This is a genomic window from Nocardia sp. BMG111209 (assembly GCF_000381925.1).
GTDB lineage: Bacteria > Actinomycetota > Actinomycetes > Mycobacteriales > Mycobacteriaceae > Nocardia.
Window position 1 is genome coordinate 911,558 of the sequence record NZ_KB907309.1, and the last position, 15,384, is coordinate 926,941.

13 protein-coding genes are annotated in these 15,384 nt (G+C 68.9%); 8 read left to right on the forward strand and 5 right to left on the reverse strand.

The window, feature by feature from the left end:
* Positions 1-5 precede the first annotated feature (5 nt).
* The 4 genes from G361_RS0135385 to G361_RS0135400 all read left to right on the forward strand — a co-directional run bounded on the left by G361_RS0135385 (position 6) and on the right by G361_RS0135400 (position 4,299).
* Positions 6-818, forward strand: a complete 813-nt coding sequence (locus tag G361_RS0135385; RefSeq protein ID WP_019931879.1) for an ABC transporter ATP-binding protein — start codon at positions 6-8, stop codon at positions 816-818.
* Positions 819-829: 11 nt separating this feature from the next.
* Entirely contained in the window at positions 830-1,753 is a 924-nt protein-coding gene (locus tag G361_RS0135390; protein WP_019931880.1) for a glycosyltransferase, read from the forward strand.
* A gap of 452 nt (positions 1,754-2,205) precedes the next feature.
* Positions 2,206-3,054: an NAD(P)-dependent oxidoreductase gene (locus G361_RS0135395; RefSeq protein WP_026343894.1), complete on the forward strand. Its 849-nt coding sequence runs from the start codon at positions 2,206-2,208 to the stop codon at positions 3,052-3,054.
* A gap of 156 nt (positions 3,055-3,210) precedes the next feature.
* Positions 3,211-4,299 carry an LLM class flavin-dependent oxidoreductase gene (locus tag G361_RS0135400; RefSeq protein WP_019931882.1) on the forward strand — a complete coding sequence of 363 codons (1,089 nt, stop codon included), beginning with the start codon at positions 3,211-3,213 and terminating at the stop codon, positions 4,297-4,299.
* Between the two features lie 57 nt (positions 4,300-4,356).
* On the opposite strand, the gene G361_RS0135405 is transcribed toward G361_RS0135400, so the two are convergent.
* On the reverse strand, positions 4,357-5,931 hold the full coding sequence (locus tag G361_RS0135405) for a DUF2142 domain-containing protein (protein WP_019931883.1): 1,575 nt from the start codon (positions 5,929-5,931) through the stop codon (positions 4,357-4,359).
* Positions 5,931-6,899, reverse strand: coding sequence for a glycosyltransferase (locus tag G361_RS0135410; protein ID WP_019931884.1), 969 nt, complete (start codon positions 6,897-6,899; stop codon positions 5,931-5,933). The genes G361_RS0135405 and G361_RS0135410 overlap by 1 nt, the downstream gene beginning before the upstream one ends.
* Positions 6,900-7,028: 129 nt before the next feature.
* Here G361_RS0135410 and G361_RS0135415 point away from each other — a divergent pair, with 129 nt between their 5' ends.
* Both G361_RS0135415 and G361_RS0135420 read left to right on the forward strand, forming a co-directional pair.
* Positions 7,029-7,622: a GtrA family protein gene (locus G361_RS0135415; RefSeq protein ID WP_019931885.1), complete on the forward strand. Its 594-nt coding sequence runs from the start codon at positions 7,029-7,031 to the stop codon at positions 7,620-7,622.
* Positions 7,623-7,692: 70 nt separating this feature from the next.
* Positions 7,693-9,558, forward strand: a complete 1,866-nt coding sequence (locus tag G361_RS0135420; RefSeq protein ID WP_019931886.1) for a glycosyltransferase — start codon at positions 7,693-7,695, stop codon at positions 9,556-9,558.
* Between the two features lie 9 nt (positions 9,559-9,567).
* Here the strand turns inward: G361_RS0135420 and rfbB are convergent, their stop codons facing one another.
* The gene (gene rfbB, locus G361_RS0135425) at positions 9,568-10,569 is read right to left on the reverse strand and encodes a dTDP-glucose 4,6-dehydratase (RefSeq protein WP_026343896.1); all 1,002 of its coding nucleotides are present in this window, start codon (positions 10,567-10,569) and stop codon (positions 9,568-9,570) included.
* Positions 10,570-10,790: 221 nt separating this feature from the next.
* Positions 10,791-12,158, reverse strand: a complete 1,368-nt coding sequence (locus G361_RS0135430) for an alpha/beta hydrolase (protein WP_019931888.1) — start codon at positions 12,156-12,158, stop codon at positions 10,791-10,793.
* A 177-nt stretch (positions 12,159-12,335) separates the two neighbouring features.
* On the opposite strand from G361_RS0135430, the gene rfbA reads away from it, so the two are divergent.
* Complete coding sequence (gene rfbA, locus G361_RS0135435; RefSeq protein WP_019931889.1) at positions 12,336-13,205, forward strand: glucose-1-phosphate thymidylyltransferase RfbA; 870 nt, start codon at positions 12,336-12,338, stop codon at positions 13,203-13,205.
* Between the two features lie 4 nt (positions 13,206-13,209).
* Positions 13,210-13,773 carry a dTDP-4-dehydrorhamnose 3,5-epimerase family protein gene (locus tag G361_RS0135440; protein ID WP_019931890.1) on the forward strand — a complete coding sequence of 188 codons (564 nt, stop codon included), beginning with the start codon at positions 13,210-13,212 and terminating at the stop codon, positions 13,771-13,773.
* Positions 13,774-13,826: 53 nt separating this feature from the next.
* On the opposite strand, the gene G361_RS0135445 is transcribed toward G361_RS0135440, so the two are convergent.
* On the reverse strand, positions 13,827-15,296 hold the full coding sequence (locus G361_RS0135445) for an MFS transporter (RefSeq protein ID WP_052172981.1): 1,470 nt from the start codon (positions 15,294-15,296) through the stop codon (positions 13,827-13,829).
* Between the last annotated feature and the right edge of the window lie 88 nt (positions 15,297-15,384).

Here is a 15,384-nt window from a genome sequence, read left to right on the forward strand (position 1 = left end):
GTGATATGACGAGCCGAGTCAGCATCGACACCCACGACGCGTGGGTGGAGTTCCCGATCTTCGACGCCAAGTCCCGCTCGCTGAAGAAGGCGTTCCTGGGCAAGGCCGGTGGCGCGATCGGGCGCAACAGTTCCGACGTGGTGGTGGTCGAGGCGCTGCGCGAGATCACGATGTCGCTGCGCGAGGGCGACCGCGTCGGCCTGGTCGGGCACAACGGCGCCGGTAAGTCCACGCTGCTGCGGCTGCTGGCCGGTATCTACGAGCCGACCCGCGGGATCGCGCAGATCCACGGGCGGGTGGCGCCGGTGTTCGACCTCGGTGTCGGCATGGATCCGGAGATCTCCGGCTACGAGAACATCATCATCCGCGGCCTGTTCCTCGGGCAGACCCGGAAACAGATGTTGTCGAAGATCGACGAGATCGCCGACTTCACCGAACTCGGGGATTATCTGGCGATGCCGTTGCGCACCTATTCGACCGGTATGCGGGTGCGCCTGGCGATGGGGGTGGTGACCTCCATCGATCCGGAGATCCTGCTGCTCGACGAGGGTATCGGGGCCGTCGACGCGGAGTTCATGAAGAAGGCCAGGGCGCGATTGCAGCGCCTGGTGGCCCGATCGGGCATCCTGGTGTTCGCCAGTCACTCCAACGAGTTCCTTGCGCAATTGTGCGATCGCGCACTGTGGATCGATCACGGACACGTCAGAATGTCCGGAGGGATCGAGGATGTGGTGCGGGCCTACGAAGGCCCGGAGGCGGGTGACCACGTCGCCCACGTGTTGCGCGAACTGGAACAGGAACGGGAACTGTCTGCATGAACGGTCAGGGCATGAATCCGCCGATATCGGGTGCGACGACCTGGAGTCCGTCCGCGCGGATCGTGGCCGTGGTCGTCACCCACAAGCGGCGAGATCTGCTCGCCGAATCGCTGAAGGTGCTGTGCGCGCAGACCCGGCCGATCGATCATCTGATCGTGGTCGACAACGCCAACGAGGCCGACGTCGGTGAGTTGGTGCGGGAGCAGGACATCGAGTCCACCTATCTGGGGTCCGAGCACAACCTCGGCGGCGCGGGTGGTTTCGCGCTGGGCATCCTGCACGCGCTGACCCAGGGCGCGGACTGGATCTGGCTGGCCGACGACGACGGCCGGCCCGAGGGTCCGGACGTACTCGAGAAGTTGATGAACTGCGCTCGGCGGCACCGGCTCTCGGAGGTGTCGCCGGTGGTGTGCGATATCGCCGAACCGGACCGGCTGGCCTTCCCGCTGCGCCGCGGACTGGTGTGGCGGCGGCATCGCTCGGAACTCGGCGACGACGATTTCCTGCCCGGTATCGCCTCGCTGTTCAACGGCGCCCTGCTCTCGGCGGAGGCGATCGACAAGATCGGCGTGCCGGATCTGCGGCTGTTCGTGCGCGGTGACGAGGTGGAGATCCACCGCCGGCTGGTGCGGTCCGGGCTGCCGTTCGGCACCTGCCTGCAGACCGCCTATCTGCATCCCAACGGGTCGGCGGAGTTCAAGCCGATCCTGGGCGGCCGGATGCACACCCAGTACCCGGACGATCCGGTCAAGCGCTACTTCACCTACCGCAACCGCGGCTATCTGATGTCGCAGCCGGGGATGCGCAAGCTGCTGCCGCAGGAGTGGGCCCGGTTCTCCTGGTTCTTCCTGGTGCAGCAGAAGGATCCGGCCGGACTGGCCGAATGGCTGCGGCTGCGGCGGCTGGGGCGCCGCGAGCAGTTCGACAAGCCCTGAGTCACAACGCTTCTCCCGTCCGCGCGAATTCGATCATCGGAAATTCGTTTGCGGCCGGTGCCTTCGGCCTGCCATCGTGAAAGTCGTTCCCGCACAGCAGAGGCGGACCGGGTAGGGCACAGGGCCCGTGCGCGGCAGAGGAGGTGGATAGGTGATCGCGAATTCGACGGCGGTACAGGTCGTTTCGCGTCCGGGCGACGAATGTCGTTCCGGCGACGGACTATCCACCGTCCGGCTCGGGTACTGACCCGCAGCCGTCTCGTTGCCGCCGCACCGCCGTACGGTACCGGCTGGGTCCCGGCCCCGCGTTCTCGCCACCTCTCCATTTCTCGGCACACCGTCACCGAATCCACCTCGGCGGCGGTGCGCCGAGCGCGGGCGGATACCAACGCCGACGCCGGTGTGGCATGGCACGATCGTTGCGGGGATTGCCGCACGACGAGGAGCTGCCAATGACGGAAGCAAGTAAGCCACTGGCCGGCCGGACGATGATCATGTCCGGCGGAAGCCGGGGTATCGGGCTGGAGATCGCCAAGCGGGCGGCGGCCGACGGTGCGAACATCACGCTGATCGCGAAGACCGATACGCCGCATCCGAAGCTGCCCGGAACCATCCACACCGCGGCCGCGGAACTCGAGGAGGCCGGCGGCACGGTGCTGAAATACGTCGGTGACGTGCGCGACGACGCTGCCGTCGCAGACGCGGTCGAGCAGACCGTGCAGCGGTTCGGCGGTATCGACATCGTCGTCAACAACGCCTCGGCGATCGACCTCTCGCCGACCGAGACGCTGCCGATGAAGAAGTACGACCTGATGCAGGACATCAACGCCCGCGGCAGCTTCCTGCTGTCGAAGACATCGATCCCGGCGTTGAAGCAGTCCGCCGAGGCCGGACGGAATCCGCACATCCTGACCCTGTCGCCGCCGCTGAACCTGGACCCGAAGTGGGCCGGATCCTCGCTGGGCTACACGATCGCCAAGTACGGCATGTCGCTGACCACCCTCGGTCTGGCCGAGGAACTGCGCAAGTACGGGATCGGCGTCAACTCGCTGTGGCCGCGGACCACGATCGCCACCGCCGCGGTCCGGAATCTGCTCGGCGGCGACGAGACCATCTCGTCCTCGCGCACGCCGGACATCTACGCCGACGCCGCCTATCTGGTGCTGACCTCGCCCGCGAAGGACACCACGGGCAATTTCTTCATCGACGACGACGTCCTGGCCACGCACGGCATCACCGATCTGGACAAGTACCGGGTGGTTCCGGGCGACGGACCGCTGAGTCTCGATCTGTTCCTGTGATCACATAGCTGTCTCGGTACGCCGCGTGCCTTGCCGATCCGCCGGAATCGCCCATACGATCCCGGCGGATGGTGAGCATCGGCGCTGGTCACGTCGTACGCGCCGGATCTCCCGACCTCGAGGACCGAATGCTCGGCCGCCGGGAAGGAAACGCGTATGCGGGTCGGTGCGTATCTCGCGGGTTCGCATCCGCCCGAGCGGCGGATCGCCGACGGGCATCGCATCGATCTGGAACAGATCCTGCTGCTGGACCGCGCCGGGCTCACCGAGGTGTGGCTGGCCGAGCAGTTCACCACCCGGTGGGCGCGCAGTCCGGCGCCGGATCTGCTGATCGCGCAGGCCTTCTCGCGTACCTCGGCGATCCGGCTCGGGCCGCTGGCCCAGCTGCCGTTCCATCATCCGGTCGAGGCGGCGCATCGGGCCGCCTATCTGGACCAGCTCGGCGGCGGGCGATATCAGTTCGGCGTGGCCAGTGCGGCGCTGCCCTGCGACCGGCAGCTGTTCGGCATCGACGCGATGCCGGGGCTGCACCGCGCGATGACCTTCGACGCGCTCGACACGATCGTCGGGCTGTGGACGGACGGGCCGCCGCGCAACCGTGCTCGATTCCGGACCTCGGACGGGCCGGATGATCCGGGCCACCAGCTGTTCCCCGTGCAGCGGCCGCATCCGCCGATCGCGCTCGCGGCGTTGCGGGCCGATTCCGCGCACCATCGGCTCGCCGGGGCCCGCGGCTATCTCCCGATCAGTCCGGCGGTCGCACCCGACAATCGTTATCTGGCAAGGCATTTCGCGACCGTGGCGGGTGGCGCGGCGGCCGCGGGCCGGTGCGCCGACCGGGCCGACTGGCGGATCGTCCGCGATGTCTACGTGGCCGATACCGATGCCGAGGCCCGCCGCCGCGCGCGCACCGGCGCGATGGGACGCTGCTGGGAACAGTTCCTGTTACCGCTGTATCTGCGCCTGGGCCTGGCGCCGTTGCTGGGCCGGCTGCCGAACGGCCGGACGGTCGATCCGGAACACATCGACCTGGATTTCGTCGCCGACCGGCTGTGGCTGACCGGATCGCCGGAGACGGTCACCGAACATCTCAGCGACCTGTCCCGCGAGACCGGCGGCTTCGGCACGCTACTGCTGAACGTGCACGATTTCGCCGACGAGCTACCCGCCTGGCAGCACTCGCTCGACCTGCTCACCACCGAGGTGCTACCGCGGGTGCGGGCTCGCGACGCGGTCGGGGTCTGATCACTCGCCGCCGAGGGTCGGATTCGGCGCCTCGACGGGCGATCGAGCCCGGACCGGTCAGCCCCAGACCAGGTAGTGGTACTTGACGACGGCAGCCACCAGGCCCACCAGCGTCGCGGCCACGATCAGGATCGCCGCGCCGCGGACCGGTGTACGGCCGCGGGAGTCGCTGAGCCGCACCGGAATCCAGCGCAACAGGACGACCAGGCCGACGATCGCCAGCGGTACGAAGTAGCGGCCCTGCACGCCGTCGATCAGGTAGTAGTCGACCGGGGTGAATGACATGTACAGCGTCACATAGATCATCGCGACGCTGGCCAGGATGGTCAGGGCGACGATCGCCGTCCGCCACCGGCCGATGGTGAACCGCTCGGAGATGCCGGCGCTGACCGCGAACGCCAGCAGACAGGCCACGATGGTCAGGGCGGGGACGTCCACGTACGCGAAGCCGAGTTCGCCGAAGAACTGGGTGAACCAGCGCTGATCGCGCAGCCAGGCGCTGTCGGTGAAGACGGTCACGAAATGCACCGGGTGACTGAGGATTCCGTGCAGCTGATCGCCGGGGCGGACCGAATGCCATTGGCGCTCCGGCCGCATCAGGCCCATACCGTCGCCGGTCGGGGCGGCGATCTTCATCCAGGCCGCGAAACCGATCGCACCCACGGCCGCGACCACCCACGGAATCCACTTGCGCCACTGGGTGAAACCGAATTCCCGGGCCGGGATCAGCACCACCAACATGGCCAGCAGCACATACGTCGGCTTGCTCAACGGCAGCAGCAGCGTGGCGCCGAGGGCGGCCACCCGCTCCGGAACCGTCAGCGGGGCACCGAGGAACAGGCCCTTCACCAGCAGACAGGACACCAGGACGGCCAATGCGTTGGTCACCGTATCGGCGGTCACCGTCCCGGCCTGGAACAGCGCGATCGGCAGTACCGACACCGTGAACGCCAGCCACTGCACCCGATGGCCGCGCAGCGCCCGCAGCGCGAAGCCGACGATCACCAGATAGGCCAGCAGCCCGCACAATCGGGTCAGCTCGACCGTCGCCGAGACGTCCAGGCCGGCCGCCTGCGCGATCCGGATGCCCACGGCCGCAGGCACATACGCCACCGGGGAGTAGGCGGCGGTATTGGTGAACCAGATCTGCTTGGTGGCGGAGGTGATCGGCGCGGCGCCGATCTGCCGGTACGCGGCCGGATCGGCCATCAGCGGATCCGGCTCTTCACCGTTGCGGTTGTAATCCTCGAAGGCGTACGACATCAGGCCGTCGATACTCAGCGGGATCTGCCCGCCGTAGGCGACACCGCGCGCGTCCTCGATGCGCTGCGGGGTGAACCCGCCGTGCGCGACCTGATAGGCCCGGCCGAACTGGGTGATCTCGTCGTGCCCCCAGAACGCCGGGGTGAGGACCGAGAAGATCACCCCGAACAGGGCCGCGACCACGACGAATGCCGCCGCGCCGGAACCGATGTTGCGGTCGGTCCAGCCCGCGGCCCGGCGCAGCGCGCTCGTTCCCGGCCGCGCGGGCGTCACCGGCTCGGCGGCAACCGCGGCACTCGCGTCGGCATCGATCCCGGCATCCGCGCCGGTATCGATCACATCGGTCACCCGTTCCGCCTCGACGGTCATCAGTACACCTGCCGGATCCGCTCGGACGAGTCCACGCCGACGGCCGAGTACCGCAGGTACATCAGCCGCGCGGCCTCGTGCCGGGAGCGGCGGATGCCGTCGAGGATCAGGCCGGCGGTCCAGGCGAGACTGCCCAGCAACAGCAGAGTGAAGCCCAGGAACAGCGTCGGGAAGCGCGGCACCTGATGAATCTCGTAGAACTCCACCACGATCGGTGTGATCAGAATCACCGATATGAGCCAGGAGATCGTGCCGAACAGACCGTAGAAGGCCACCGGCCGCTCGTGCCGGGCCAGGCCGAAGATCAGCGCCAGGATCTTGAAACCGTCGTGGTACGTGCGCAGTTTGCTCTCGCTGCCGGCCGGGCGGTCGCGGAAGCCGACCTGTACCGCGGACTGCGGCACCCGCAGATGCAGGGAGTGCACGGTGAGTTCGGTCTCGATCTCGAATTCCCGGGACACCGCCGGGAAACTCTTCACGAAGCGTCGGGAGAACACCCGGTATCCGGAGAGCATGTCCTCGACGTTCTCGCCGAACACCTTGCCCACCACGCCGTTCAGCACCCGGTTGCCGGTCTCGTGACCGGGCCGGTAGGCCGACTCCTCGCTGGTCGCCTGCTTACGCACGCCCAGTACGTGGTCGTACGGGCCCGCGAGCAGGGTCTGGATCATGATCGGCGCGGCGAACGCGTCGTAGGTGTCGTCGCCGTCGATCATGACGTAGACGTCGGCCTCGATATCGGCGAAGGCGCGCCGGACGACATTGCCCTTGCCCTTGGTGGTTTCGGTGCGCACGATCGCGCCGGCCTCGCGGGCCCGCTCGGCGGTGGCGTCGGTGCTGCGGTTGTCGTAGACGTAGACGACGATGCCGGGTACCGCGGCGAGCAGATCGGCGACGACCTTGCCGACCGCGGCCTCCTCGTTGTGGCACGGCACCACTGCGGCGATGCGAAGCTCGGTGGGGTCCACCCCGTCAATCCCTCATCTGAATCGAAAGCGTGCAGAGCGCGGCCCGGGTTAAGGGAACCGGTTGGGGACTGTAGCAGGACGGCTGACCATATGCTGTGAATCGTCTTCGGCTGCGGTACCGTACGCCGGGTGTCCAGCAGCGAGACCGTGACCGGATCCACCGCGCCGGTCGAGGGCGGTTCGGCGCCCGGTATCGAGCCCGCAGACGATGGGCTATCGGCCACGCACGCGGCCGGTGGGCTGCCGGCCGGTGGGCTTTCGGCCACGCTGAAACGCAGTGCGGCGTTCCTCGTGGTCGGGGCGATCGGCTTCGTGGTCGACGCCGGCACGTACAACCTGCTGGTCTTCGCCGGTGGCACGGGTGTGCTGTATCACTCACCATTGCTCGCCAAGATCATCGCGATCGTGACCGCGACGGTCGTCACGTATTTCGGTAACAAGTGGTGGACCTACGGCCAGCGCGGTAGCGGTTCGGCGCGGCAGTACGTGCTGTACGCGCTGTTCAACCTGATCGCGATCGGGCTGCAACTGGGCTGCCTGGGCTTCTCCCGCTATGCGCTGGGCCTGTCCAGCCCCCTGTCGGACAACATCTCCGGGACGCTGATCGGGCAGATCATCGCGGTGATGTTCCGATTCTGGGCGTACGGAGCGTTCGTGTTCGTCACCACCGCCACACCGCAATCCGACGCGGCCGCACCCGCGGGACCAGCGGCGAATCCTTGATGTAGACATAATGGTGGCCGCTCGATGCCGAGCCGGGGGCACCATCGCCAGACAGCACAGAGGGAATTACATGGACCAGGGCCAGGCCGTGACCGCACCCGAGATCGACGGGCGGGTGACCGACCGACACGCTCCCGACCGGCTGGTACTGCAGCGGGGCGTGTTCACCGGGCCGTCCGCGCGGGTCAGCGACGATCTCTACGCCGATATCAAGGGCAAGGTGGAGCGCCAGCGGCTGGCACTCCGCCTGGAGAAGGGCGCGCGGGTCACCACCAACACCTACTTCGGCCGTTTCGCCGCGAGCTACTGGCAACGGTGGACCACGGTCACCGAGATCGAGGCCGCGATGACGCTCGAGGTCTCCGGCCGGGTGCGGATCCGGCTGGCGGCCTCCGATATCGCCGGGCATCGCCGGATCGTCGACTTCGCCGACGTCGACACCGACGGCCGCGTGGTGCTGCGCGCACCGCTGAACCAGTACGTCGACGGCGGCGCGCTGTGGCTCGAGTTCGAGGCGATCGGCGGCGGCGTCACCGTCAGCGAACTGGCCTGGACCGCCGCGGCTCCCGAGCGCGTCCGCCCGGTCGCCGTCGCGATCTGCACCTTCAACCGCGCCGACGACTGCGCGGCCACGGTCGCGGCGCTGGCCTCGGATCCGGCCGTGCTGGACCTCGTGGATTCGGTGTACGTCGTCGATCAGGGCACCGACACGGTGGAGAGCCGGACCCTGTTCCAGGAGACCGCGCCACGGCTCGGCGACAAGCTGCACTACCTGCGGCAGCCGAATCTCGGTGGGGCGGGCGGTTTCACGCGCGGCCTGTACGAGGTGTCCGCGCGCGACGGCGAGCCGGTCGACATCCTGCTGATGGACGACGACATCCTCTGCGAGCCGGAAACGGTGTTGCGGCTCAACGCCTTCGCCAACCTGACCACCGAGCCGACACTGGTCGGCGCGCAGATGTTGTTCCTGCTCAACCCCGATTACCTCAACGTCGGCGCCGAGGAGGTACATCTGGACGACCTGCGGCACGGCCAGAAGGTGTCGAAGGCGTTGCGCAACACCAGCATGCTGAAGCATCACCAGGAGCGCCGCGTCGACGCCGGCTACAACGCCTGGTGGACCTGCCTGATCCCGGCCGAGGCGGTCGCCGAGATCGGCCTGCCGCTGCCGATCTTCTTCCAGTGGGACGACGTGGAATACGGCCTGCGGGCCCGTAAGTCCGGCTTCGTCACCGTCACCCTGCCGAATGCGGCGGTGTGGCACGCGGACTTCTACTGGAAGGACTACGACGACTGGGCGCGCTACTTCAGCATGCGCAACTCCCTGATCGTCGGCTCGCTGCACACCGATCTGGATCCGAAGGCGGTGGCGCGGAAGCTGTTCCGGGAACTGTCCGAACATCTGGTGGCGATGCAGTACGGCCTGGCGCACACCACGTTGCAGGGCATCGAGGACTTCCTGCAGGGTCCGTCGGTGCTGCGCGACGGCGGCCGGGCGGCGCTGGCCGCCGCACGTTCCGGCCGTGGCGACTATCCGGAGACGGTCCAGCATCCGATGCCCAGTGCGCCGGTGCGTTCCTCCGACATCCACCTGCACCGGGCCACCGGCGAACCGAGCCGGCCGCTGCTGGTGCTGATCAAGCGCGCGATCCTGCAGTGGACCGGCCGCACCCGGCACGGGATCGTGGGGATCACCCGCGAGGACGCCTACTGGTGGCACGTCTCGCTGTTCGACCACGTGGTGGTGACCGACGCCTCGCAGGCCGGGGTGCGGATCCGCCGCCGGGACAAGGCCAAGGCCGTCCGGCTGCTGCTGCGCACCGTGCGGGTGCTGCGGCGGTTGCAGCGGGAACTGCCCGCCCTCTCCGCGCAGTACCGCGCGGCGGTGCCGGAGCTGATCAGCCGGGAGAACTGGGAACGGCTGTACCGCAGCTGATCCCGGGTGCTACAGCACCCGCTCCCCCGCGGCGGCGTAGGCGCTTTCGGTGGCGGCCTTCTGCGGCCGCCACCAGTCCTCGTGCTCGCGGTACCAGGCGACGGTGGCGGCCAGTCCGGCCTTGAAGTCGGAATACTTCGGCGCCCAGCCCAATTCGGTGCGCAGCAGGGTGGCGTCGATGGCGTAGCGCTGATCGTGGCCGGGGCGGTCGGTGACGTGGTCGAAATCGTCTGCGGCCCGGTCGAATTCGGCCAGGATCAGCTGCACCACGGTCTTGTTGTCCGATTCGCCGTTCGCGCCGATCAGATAGGTCTGCCCGATCCGGCCGCGCTCCAGGATCGCCCACACCGCGTGGTTGTGGTCGTCGACGTGGATCCAGTCCCGGATCTGGTGCCCGGCGCCGTACAGCCGCGGCCGCACCCCGTCGATCAGATTGGTGATCTGCCGCGGGATGAACTTCTCCACGTGCTGGTACGGGCCGTAGTTGTTGCTGCAGTTGGAGATCGTGGCGCGCACCCCGAACGACCGCACCCAGGCCCGGACCAGCAGATCGCTCGCGGCCTTGCTGGCGGAGTACGGGCTGGACGGGTTGTAGGGGGTGTTCTCGTCGAAGGCCGGTTCGGCGGCCGACAGATCGCCGTACACCTCGTCGGTCGAGATGTGGTGGTAGCGCACCTCGTGCCGGCGCACCGCCTGCAGCAGCGCGTAGGTGCCGACGATATTGGTCTGCACGAACGGCCACGGCTGCGTCAGCGAATTGTCGTTGTGCGATTCGGCGGCGAAATGCACCACCGCGTCCACACCGCCGACGAGCCGATCGACCAGCTCCTGATCGGCGATATCGCCCTGCACGAATTCGATGCGATCGGCGATCGGCGCCAGCGAGGCCCGATTTCCGGCATAGGTCAGCGCGTCGAGCACCACGACGTGGACGTCGGGCCGTTCCGCGACGGTCTGGTGGACGAAGTTCGCGCCGATGAACCCGGCGCCCCCGGTTACGAGCACTCGCACGACCGCCACCCTAACGGCTCGGGTGGCCCGCGCCGCCGCAGCATCCGATCACGAACAACCGTGTCCCGGGACGGTCCGGGCATATCGGACGGTTCGCGGCGGGCCACACCCCCGCCCGGTGGATCCGGACGGGGGTGCGTATCAGGCGGGTCCTGGATTGTTCCCGGCGCACGATGCCGTTCGGGCCGCTGCCCGTTCGGCCGAGCGCCGTCGCAGGCCGGTCAGGCGCTGCGGGCGGCGGGCTGCTCGTCGATCCGGCCGCGGACGAAGCGGGCCACCCGGCCCAGCGCGGCGCGGCTCTCCGGCATACCCGGCAGGATGCTGGTGAAGGCGTGCACCTGGCCGCGCCACAACTCGAGGGTGTTGGGCACGCCGGCGGCGGTCAGCCGACGGGCCATCAGCTCGCAGTCGTAACGCAGCAGTTCGTCCTCGCCGACGATCATCAGCACCGGCGGCAGACCCGCCAGCGGCCCGTTGACCGGCGACAACGCCGGGTCGACCAGCCCGTCGAGTTCGGCGCCGTAGTGGACGATCCGCTGCAGACCGGGCAGCGGGATGTAGGCGTCGCGCGCGACGTTCACGTAGCTCTGCTTGGCGACGTGGTCGAGATCCAGCAGCGGGGACAGGCCGACCAGCCCGGCCGGGGTCGGCAGCCCGTCGGCGACGGCCCGCAGCGCGACGGCGAAGCTCAGGAAGCCGCCCGCCGAATCGCCCGCGATCACGATCCGCTTCGGATTCGCGCCGTGGGTCAGCAGCCAGCGGTAGGCGGTCAGGCAGTCCTCGATCGAGTCCTGGATCCGCGCGTCCGGCAGCTGCCGGTAGTCGACGCTGACGACGGGCAGTCCGGTGCGCCGGGCCAGCGCGGCCACCACCGGCCGATGGGTTTCCAGGCCGCAGATCACGAAGCCGCCGCCGTGCAGATACAGCACCGCGCCGTGCCGCAGCGACCGCCGCGCGCCGGCGGGCCGCACGATCTCCATCCGGAAACCGGGCAGCTGGACCTGTTCGCGCTCCACACCGGCGGGCTCCGGCCGCAGCCGGGCGAGGGTGTCCACGGCGGCCCGCGCCACCGGCATGGTCAACGGGGTGATCGGGGTGTAGCGCAGCAGCGGGCCGATCATGGCGCGGCAGGCCAGCAGCAGCGCCTGGGCCGAGAGACTGCGGCTGCCGGGATTCATGACCGTGCCGATATCCGCGGAATCGACGGTCGCGGCCTGGGTGAGCGCCGAATCCGCCAGGGCGAGCGGGTCCGGGTGAGCGGGCTCGTCCGTGGCGGGGAGGTCGACGTGGACCGCGGTCTGCGAGGTCGCGGCCGGCACGGCCAGGGATGCGGCGGCCGGGACGGCCAGGGATGCGGCTGCCGGGACGGCCTGAGATGCGGAGGCTGGGACGGCCTGCGACGTGCGAGCCGGGATCGCCTGAGCTGTGGCGTCCTGGGATGCCGCCGCGGGGACCGGCTGGGATGCCGCCGGGATGGCCCGGGAGGTCGGACGGCATCGCCGGCCGAACGGCTTCGGGGCCGGGGCGAGCAGAGCGCTCGTGCCCGGCAGGACGTGGCCGAGAACTTCACCGAACCGGATCGCCACCATCGCGCACCTACCTCTGTCTGGCGCGCCGACACGGGATGCCGGGTAACGAAGGGCGAGGTGTCGGCGCTGACATCTCACTACCTATGAATTGTCCTCCGAGTGGGCCGCGTAAACCACCGTGATCGTTTCGGAACCTCGTCGCACCCGGTCGGGCCGCGGCTGGCAGACTGCTGGGACATGCGAGGAATCATCCTGGCCGGCGGCACCGGGTCGCGGCTGCACCCGATCACGCGCGGGGTGAGCAAGCAGCTGGTCCCCGTCTACGACAAGCCGATGGTGTACTACCCGCTGTCGACGCTGATGCTGGCCGGCATCCGGGACATCCTGGTCATCACCACTCCCGAGGACGCCGAGGCGTTCCGGCGGCTGCTCGGCGACGGCTCCCAGTTCGGGTTGTCGCTGGACTACGTGGTGCAGCCGGAGCCGGACGGGCTGGCCCGGGCGTTCGTGCTCGGCGCGGGCCACATCGGCGCCGAGACGGTGGCGCTCGTGCTGGGCGACAACATCTTCCACGGTCCGGGCCTCGGCACGCGGCTGTCCCGGTTCGAGGCGGTGGACGGCGGTGCGGTGTTCGCCTACCGGGTGTCGGATCCCAGCGCCTACGGGGTGATCGAATTCGCCGAGGGCAAGGCGATCTCGATCGAGGAGAAGCCGAAGCTGCCGCGCTCCAACTACGCCATTCCGGGCCTGTACTTCTACGGCAACGACGTGGTCGAGATCGCGCACGGGCTGCGGCCGTCGGCGCGCGGCGAGTACGAGATCACCGATATCAACCGAACCTATCTCGAGCAGGGCCGGCTGCAGGTGGAGGTGCTCGCCCGCGGCACCGCGTGGCTGGACACCGGCACCTTCGACTCGCTGCTGGACGCGTCCAACTATGTGCGCACCATCGAGGAACGGCAGGGCCTGAAGATCGGCGTGCCCGAGGAGGTGGCCTGGCGGATGGGCTTCATCGACGACGAACAGCTGGGTCGGCTGGCCCAGCCGCTGGTGCGGTCCGGATACGGGACCTACCTATTGGGCCTGCTGGCGCACGGGCAGGAGTAGGACCATGCGGATACGCGAACTCGCGGTGCCGGGTGCGTGGGAGTTCACCCCCCGGCTGCACGGTGACGAGCGCGGGGTGTTCACCGAATCGTTCAAGGCCTCCGAATTCGAGAAGGCGGTCGGCCGGCCGTTCGAGTTGTTGCAGGTCAACATGTCCACCTCGGCGGCGGGGGTGCTGCGCGGCATCCACTACACCGAGGATCCGCCGGGTCAGGCCAAGTACGTGACCTGCGTACGGGGGGCCTTCCTGGACGTGGTGGTGGATCTGCGCCGCGACTCGCCGACCTTCGGTGTCTGGGACAGCGTGCTGCTCGACGATGTGGACCGGCGGTCGGTGTTCCTGGCCGAGGGGCTCGGGCATGCGCTGCTCTCGCTGGCGGACGAATCCACGGTTACGTACCTCTGTTCGCTGGAGTACACCCCCGAATTCGACCGTGACCTGGACGCCTTCGATCCGGAACTGGGTATCGAGTGGCCGGCCGTGGGCCGGGACGGGCAGCCGCTGACCTTCGTCCGGTCCGCCAAGGACATCGCCGCACCCGGACTGCACAGCCTGCGCCGGTCCTGAGACGCGACGGACGCCGCGGTGGCCAGCACCGCGGCGTCCGTCATTCCGGGTGGTCACCCGGCCAGTTCCAGTTCGTCGACCGCGGCGACCTCCTCGTCCGCGCTCTCCGCCGCTCGGCGGCCGGGCAGGAAGTGCGCCAGCGCGACCACCGCTCCGTCCCCCGCGACCACGACCGCGAGGATCAGGCCCGGCCGGAAGCTGTGCAGGATCGCCGCCGGTGAACCGTCGCCGGTGCTGCCGGAGATCAGCGCGGTGTTCACGGCCAGCACGATCGCCGCACCCACCTGCATGAAGGTTTGCAGCACGCCGGCGGCGAGGCCCTGTTCGTCGTCGGAGATGCCGTTGGTGGCCTGGATGTTGATGGCCGGGAAGCCGATCCAGCCGATGCCGATCAGCAGTACCGCGGGCAGGATCATCGTGAGGTACGACGGGTGGGTGTCCACCCGCAGGAACAGCGCGTAGCCGACCGTCATCACGACCATCGTGACGGCGATGATCGGCCCGGTGCCGAACCGGTCGACCAGCCGGTCGGAGAACACCGAGGACAGCGCCACCAGCAGGCCCACCGGCAGCAGGCCCAGGGCGAGTTGCAGCGGCGACCAGCCGAGGGTGCCCTGCAGGTACAGCGTCACGATGAACTGGAAGCTGAAGTACGACCCGGCCACGGCCACGATGGCCAGGCACGCCCGCACCAGCGTCGCGCGGCGCAGGATTCCGAGCCGGACCAGCGGATACCGCACCCGCTTCTCCACGCCGAGGAAGGCCGTGAACAGGGCCACGACGGCCGCGAACGAGGCCACCGAGCGGGCCGAACCCCAGCCCGCGTGCGGCGCCGACACCACGGTGTAGACCAGCAGCAGCATGGCCGAGGTGGCGAACAGCGCGCCGAGCAGATCGTGACCGCCCTCCTCGGCGGGGCCGTCCTTGCGGACCAGCACCGCGGCCGCGATCAGGGCGATCAGGGCCACCGGGACGGGCAGCAGGAAGGTCCACCGCCAGCCCACGCCGGTCATCAGGCCGCCGAACACCAGGCCCATCGAATAGCCGCCGGCGCCGAAGACGGTGTAGATCGACAGCGCCCGGTTGCGGGCCGGGCCCTCGGCGAACGTGGTGGTGATGATCGACAGGCCGGTCGGCGCGGTGAACGCGGCGGCGAGGCCCTTCACGAAACGGGTGAGGATCAGCAGCGGGCCGCTGCTGACCAGGCCGCCGGCCAGCGAGGCGACGGCGAAGATCGCGAGCGCGATCAGGAAGACCTTGCGGCGGCCGACCAGGTCGGCGGTGCGGCCGCCGAGCAGCAGCAGTCCGCCGTAGCCGAGCACATATCCGCTGACCAGCCACTGCAGGGTGGAGGTGGACAGGTGCAGTTCCTTACCGATGGAGGGCAGGGCCACGCCGATCATCGACACGTCCAGCCCGTCGAGGAACAGGACGATGCACAGGGTGATCAGCAGGCCCCACAGCCGGGCCGACCACCGAGTGCCGGCCGCGTCGGCGGCCGGAAGCGTTGCGGGGGATGTCATGGCACGGAACATTACATGCGCACGCATATGATGTCTACGCATTAAATGCGGTTGCATGGTTGTGCCGCGCCGACTAGGATGACGGCCA

Excerpts from the sequence above, each read along its gene's own strand:
- G361_RS0135385 (WP_019931879.1), top strand. The coding sequence starts at position 6 with ATGACGAGCCGAGTCAGCATCGACACCCACGACGCGTGGGTGGAGTTC.
- G361_RS0135390 (WP_019931880.1), top strand. The coding sequence starts at position 830 with ATGAATCCGCCGATATCGGGTGCGACGACCTGGAGTCCGTCCGCGCGG.
- G361_RS0135395 (WP_026343894.1), top strand. The coding sequence starts at position 2,206 with ATGACGGAAGCAAGTAAGCCACTGGCCGGCCGGACGATGATCATGTCC.
- G361_RS0135400 (WP_019931882.1), top strand. The coding sequence starts at position 3,211 with ATGCGGGTCGGTGCGTATCTCGCGGGTTCGCATCCGCCCGAGCGGCGG.
- G361_RS0135405 (WP_019931883.1), bottom strand. The coding sequence starts at position 5,931 with ATGACCGTCGAGGCGGAACGGGTGACCGATGTGATCGATACCGGCGCG.
- G361_RS0135420 (WP_019931886.1), top strand. The coding sequence starts at position 7,693 with ATGGACCAGGGCCAGGCCGTGACCGCACCCGAGATCGACGGGCGGGTG.
- G361_RS0135430 (WP_019931888.1), bottom strand. The coding sequence starts at position 12,158 with ATGGTGGCGATCCGGTTCGGTGAAGTTCTCGGCCACGTCCTGCCGGGC.
- rfbA (WP_019931889.1), top strand. The coding sequence starts at position 12,336 with ATGCGAGGAATCATCCTGGCCGGCGGCACCGGGTCGCGGCTGCACCCG.
- G361_RS0135440 (WP_019931890.1), top strand. The coding sequence starts at position 13,210 with ATGCGGATACGCGAACTCGCGGTGCCGGGTGCGTGGGAGTTCACCCCC.
- G361_RS0135445 (WP_052172981.1), bottom strand. The coding sequence starts at position 15,296 with ATGACATCCCCCGCAACGCTTCCGGCCGCCGACGCGGCCGGCACTCGG.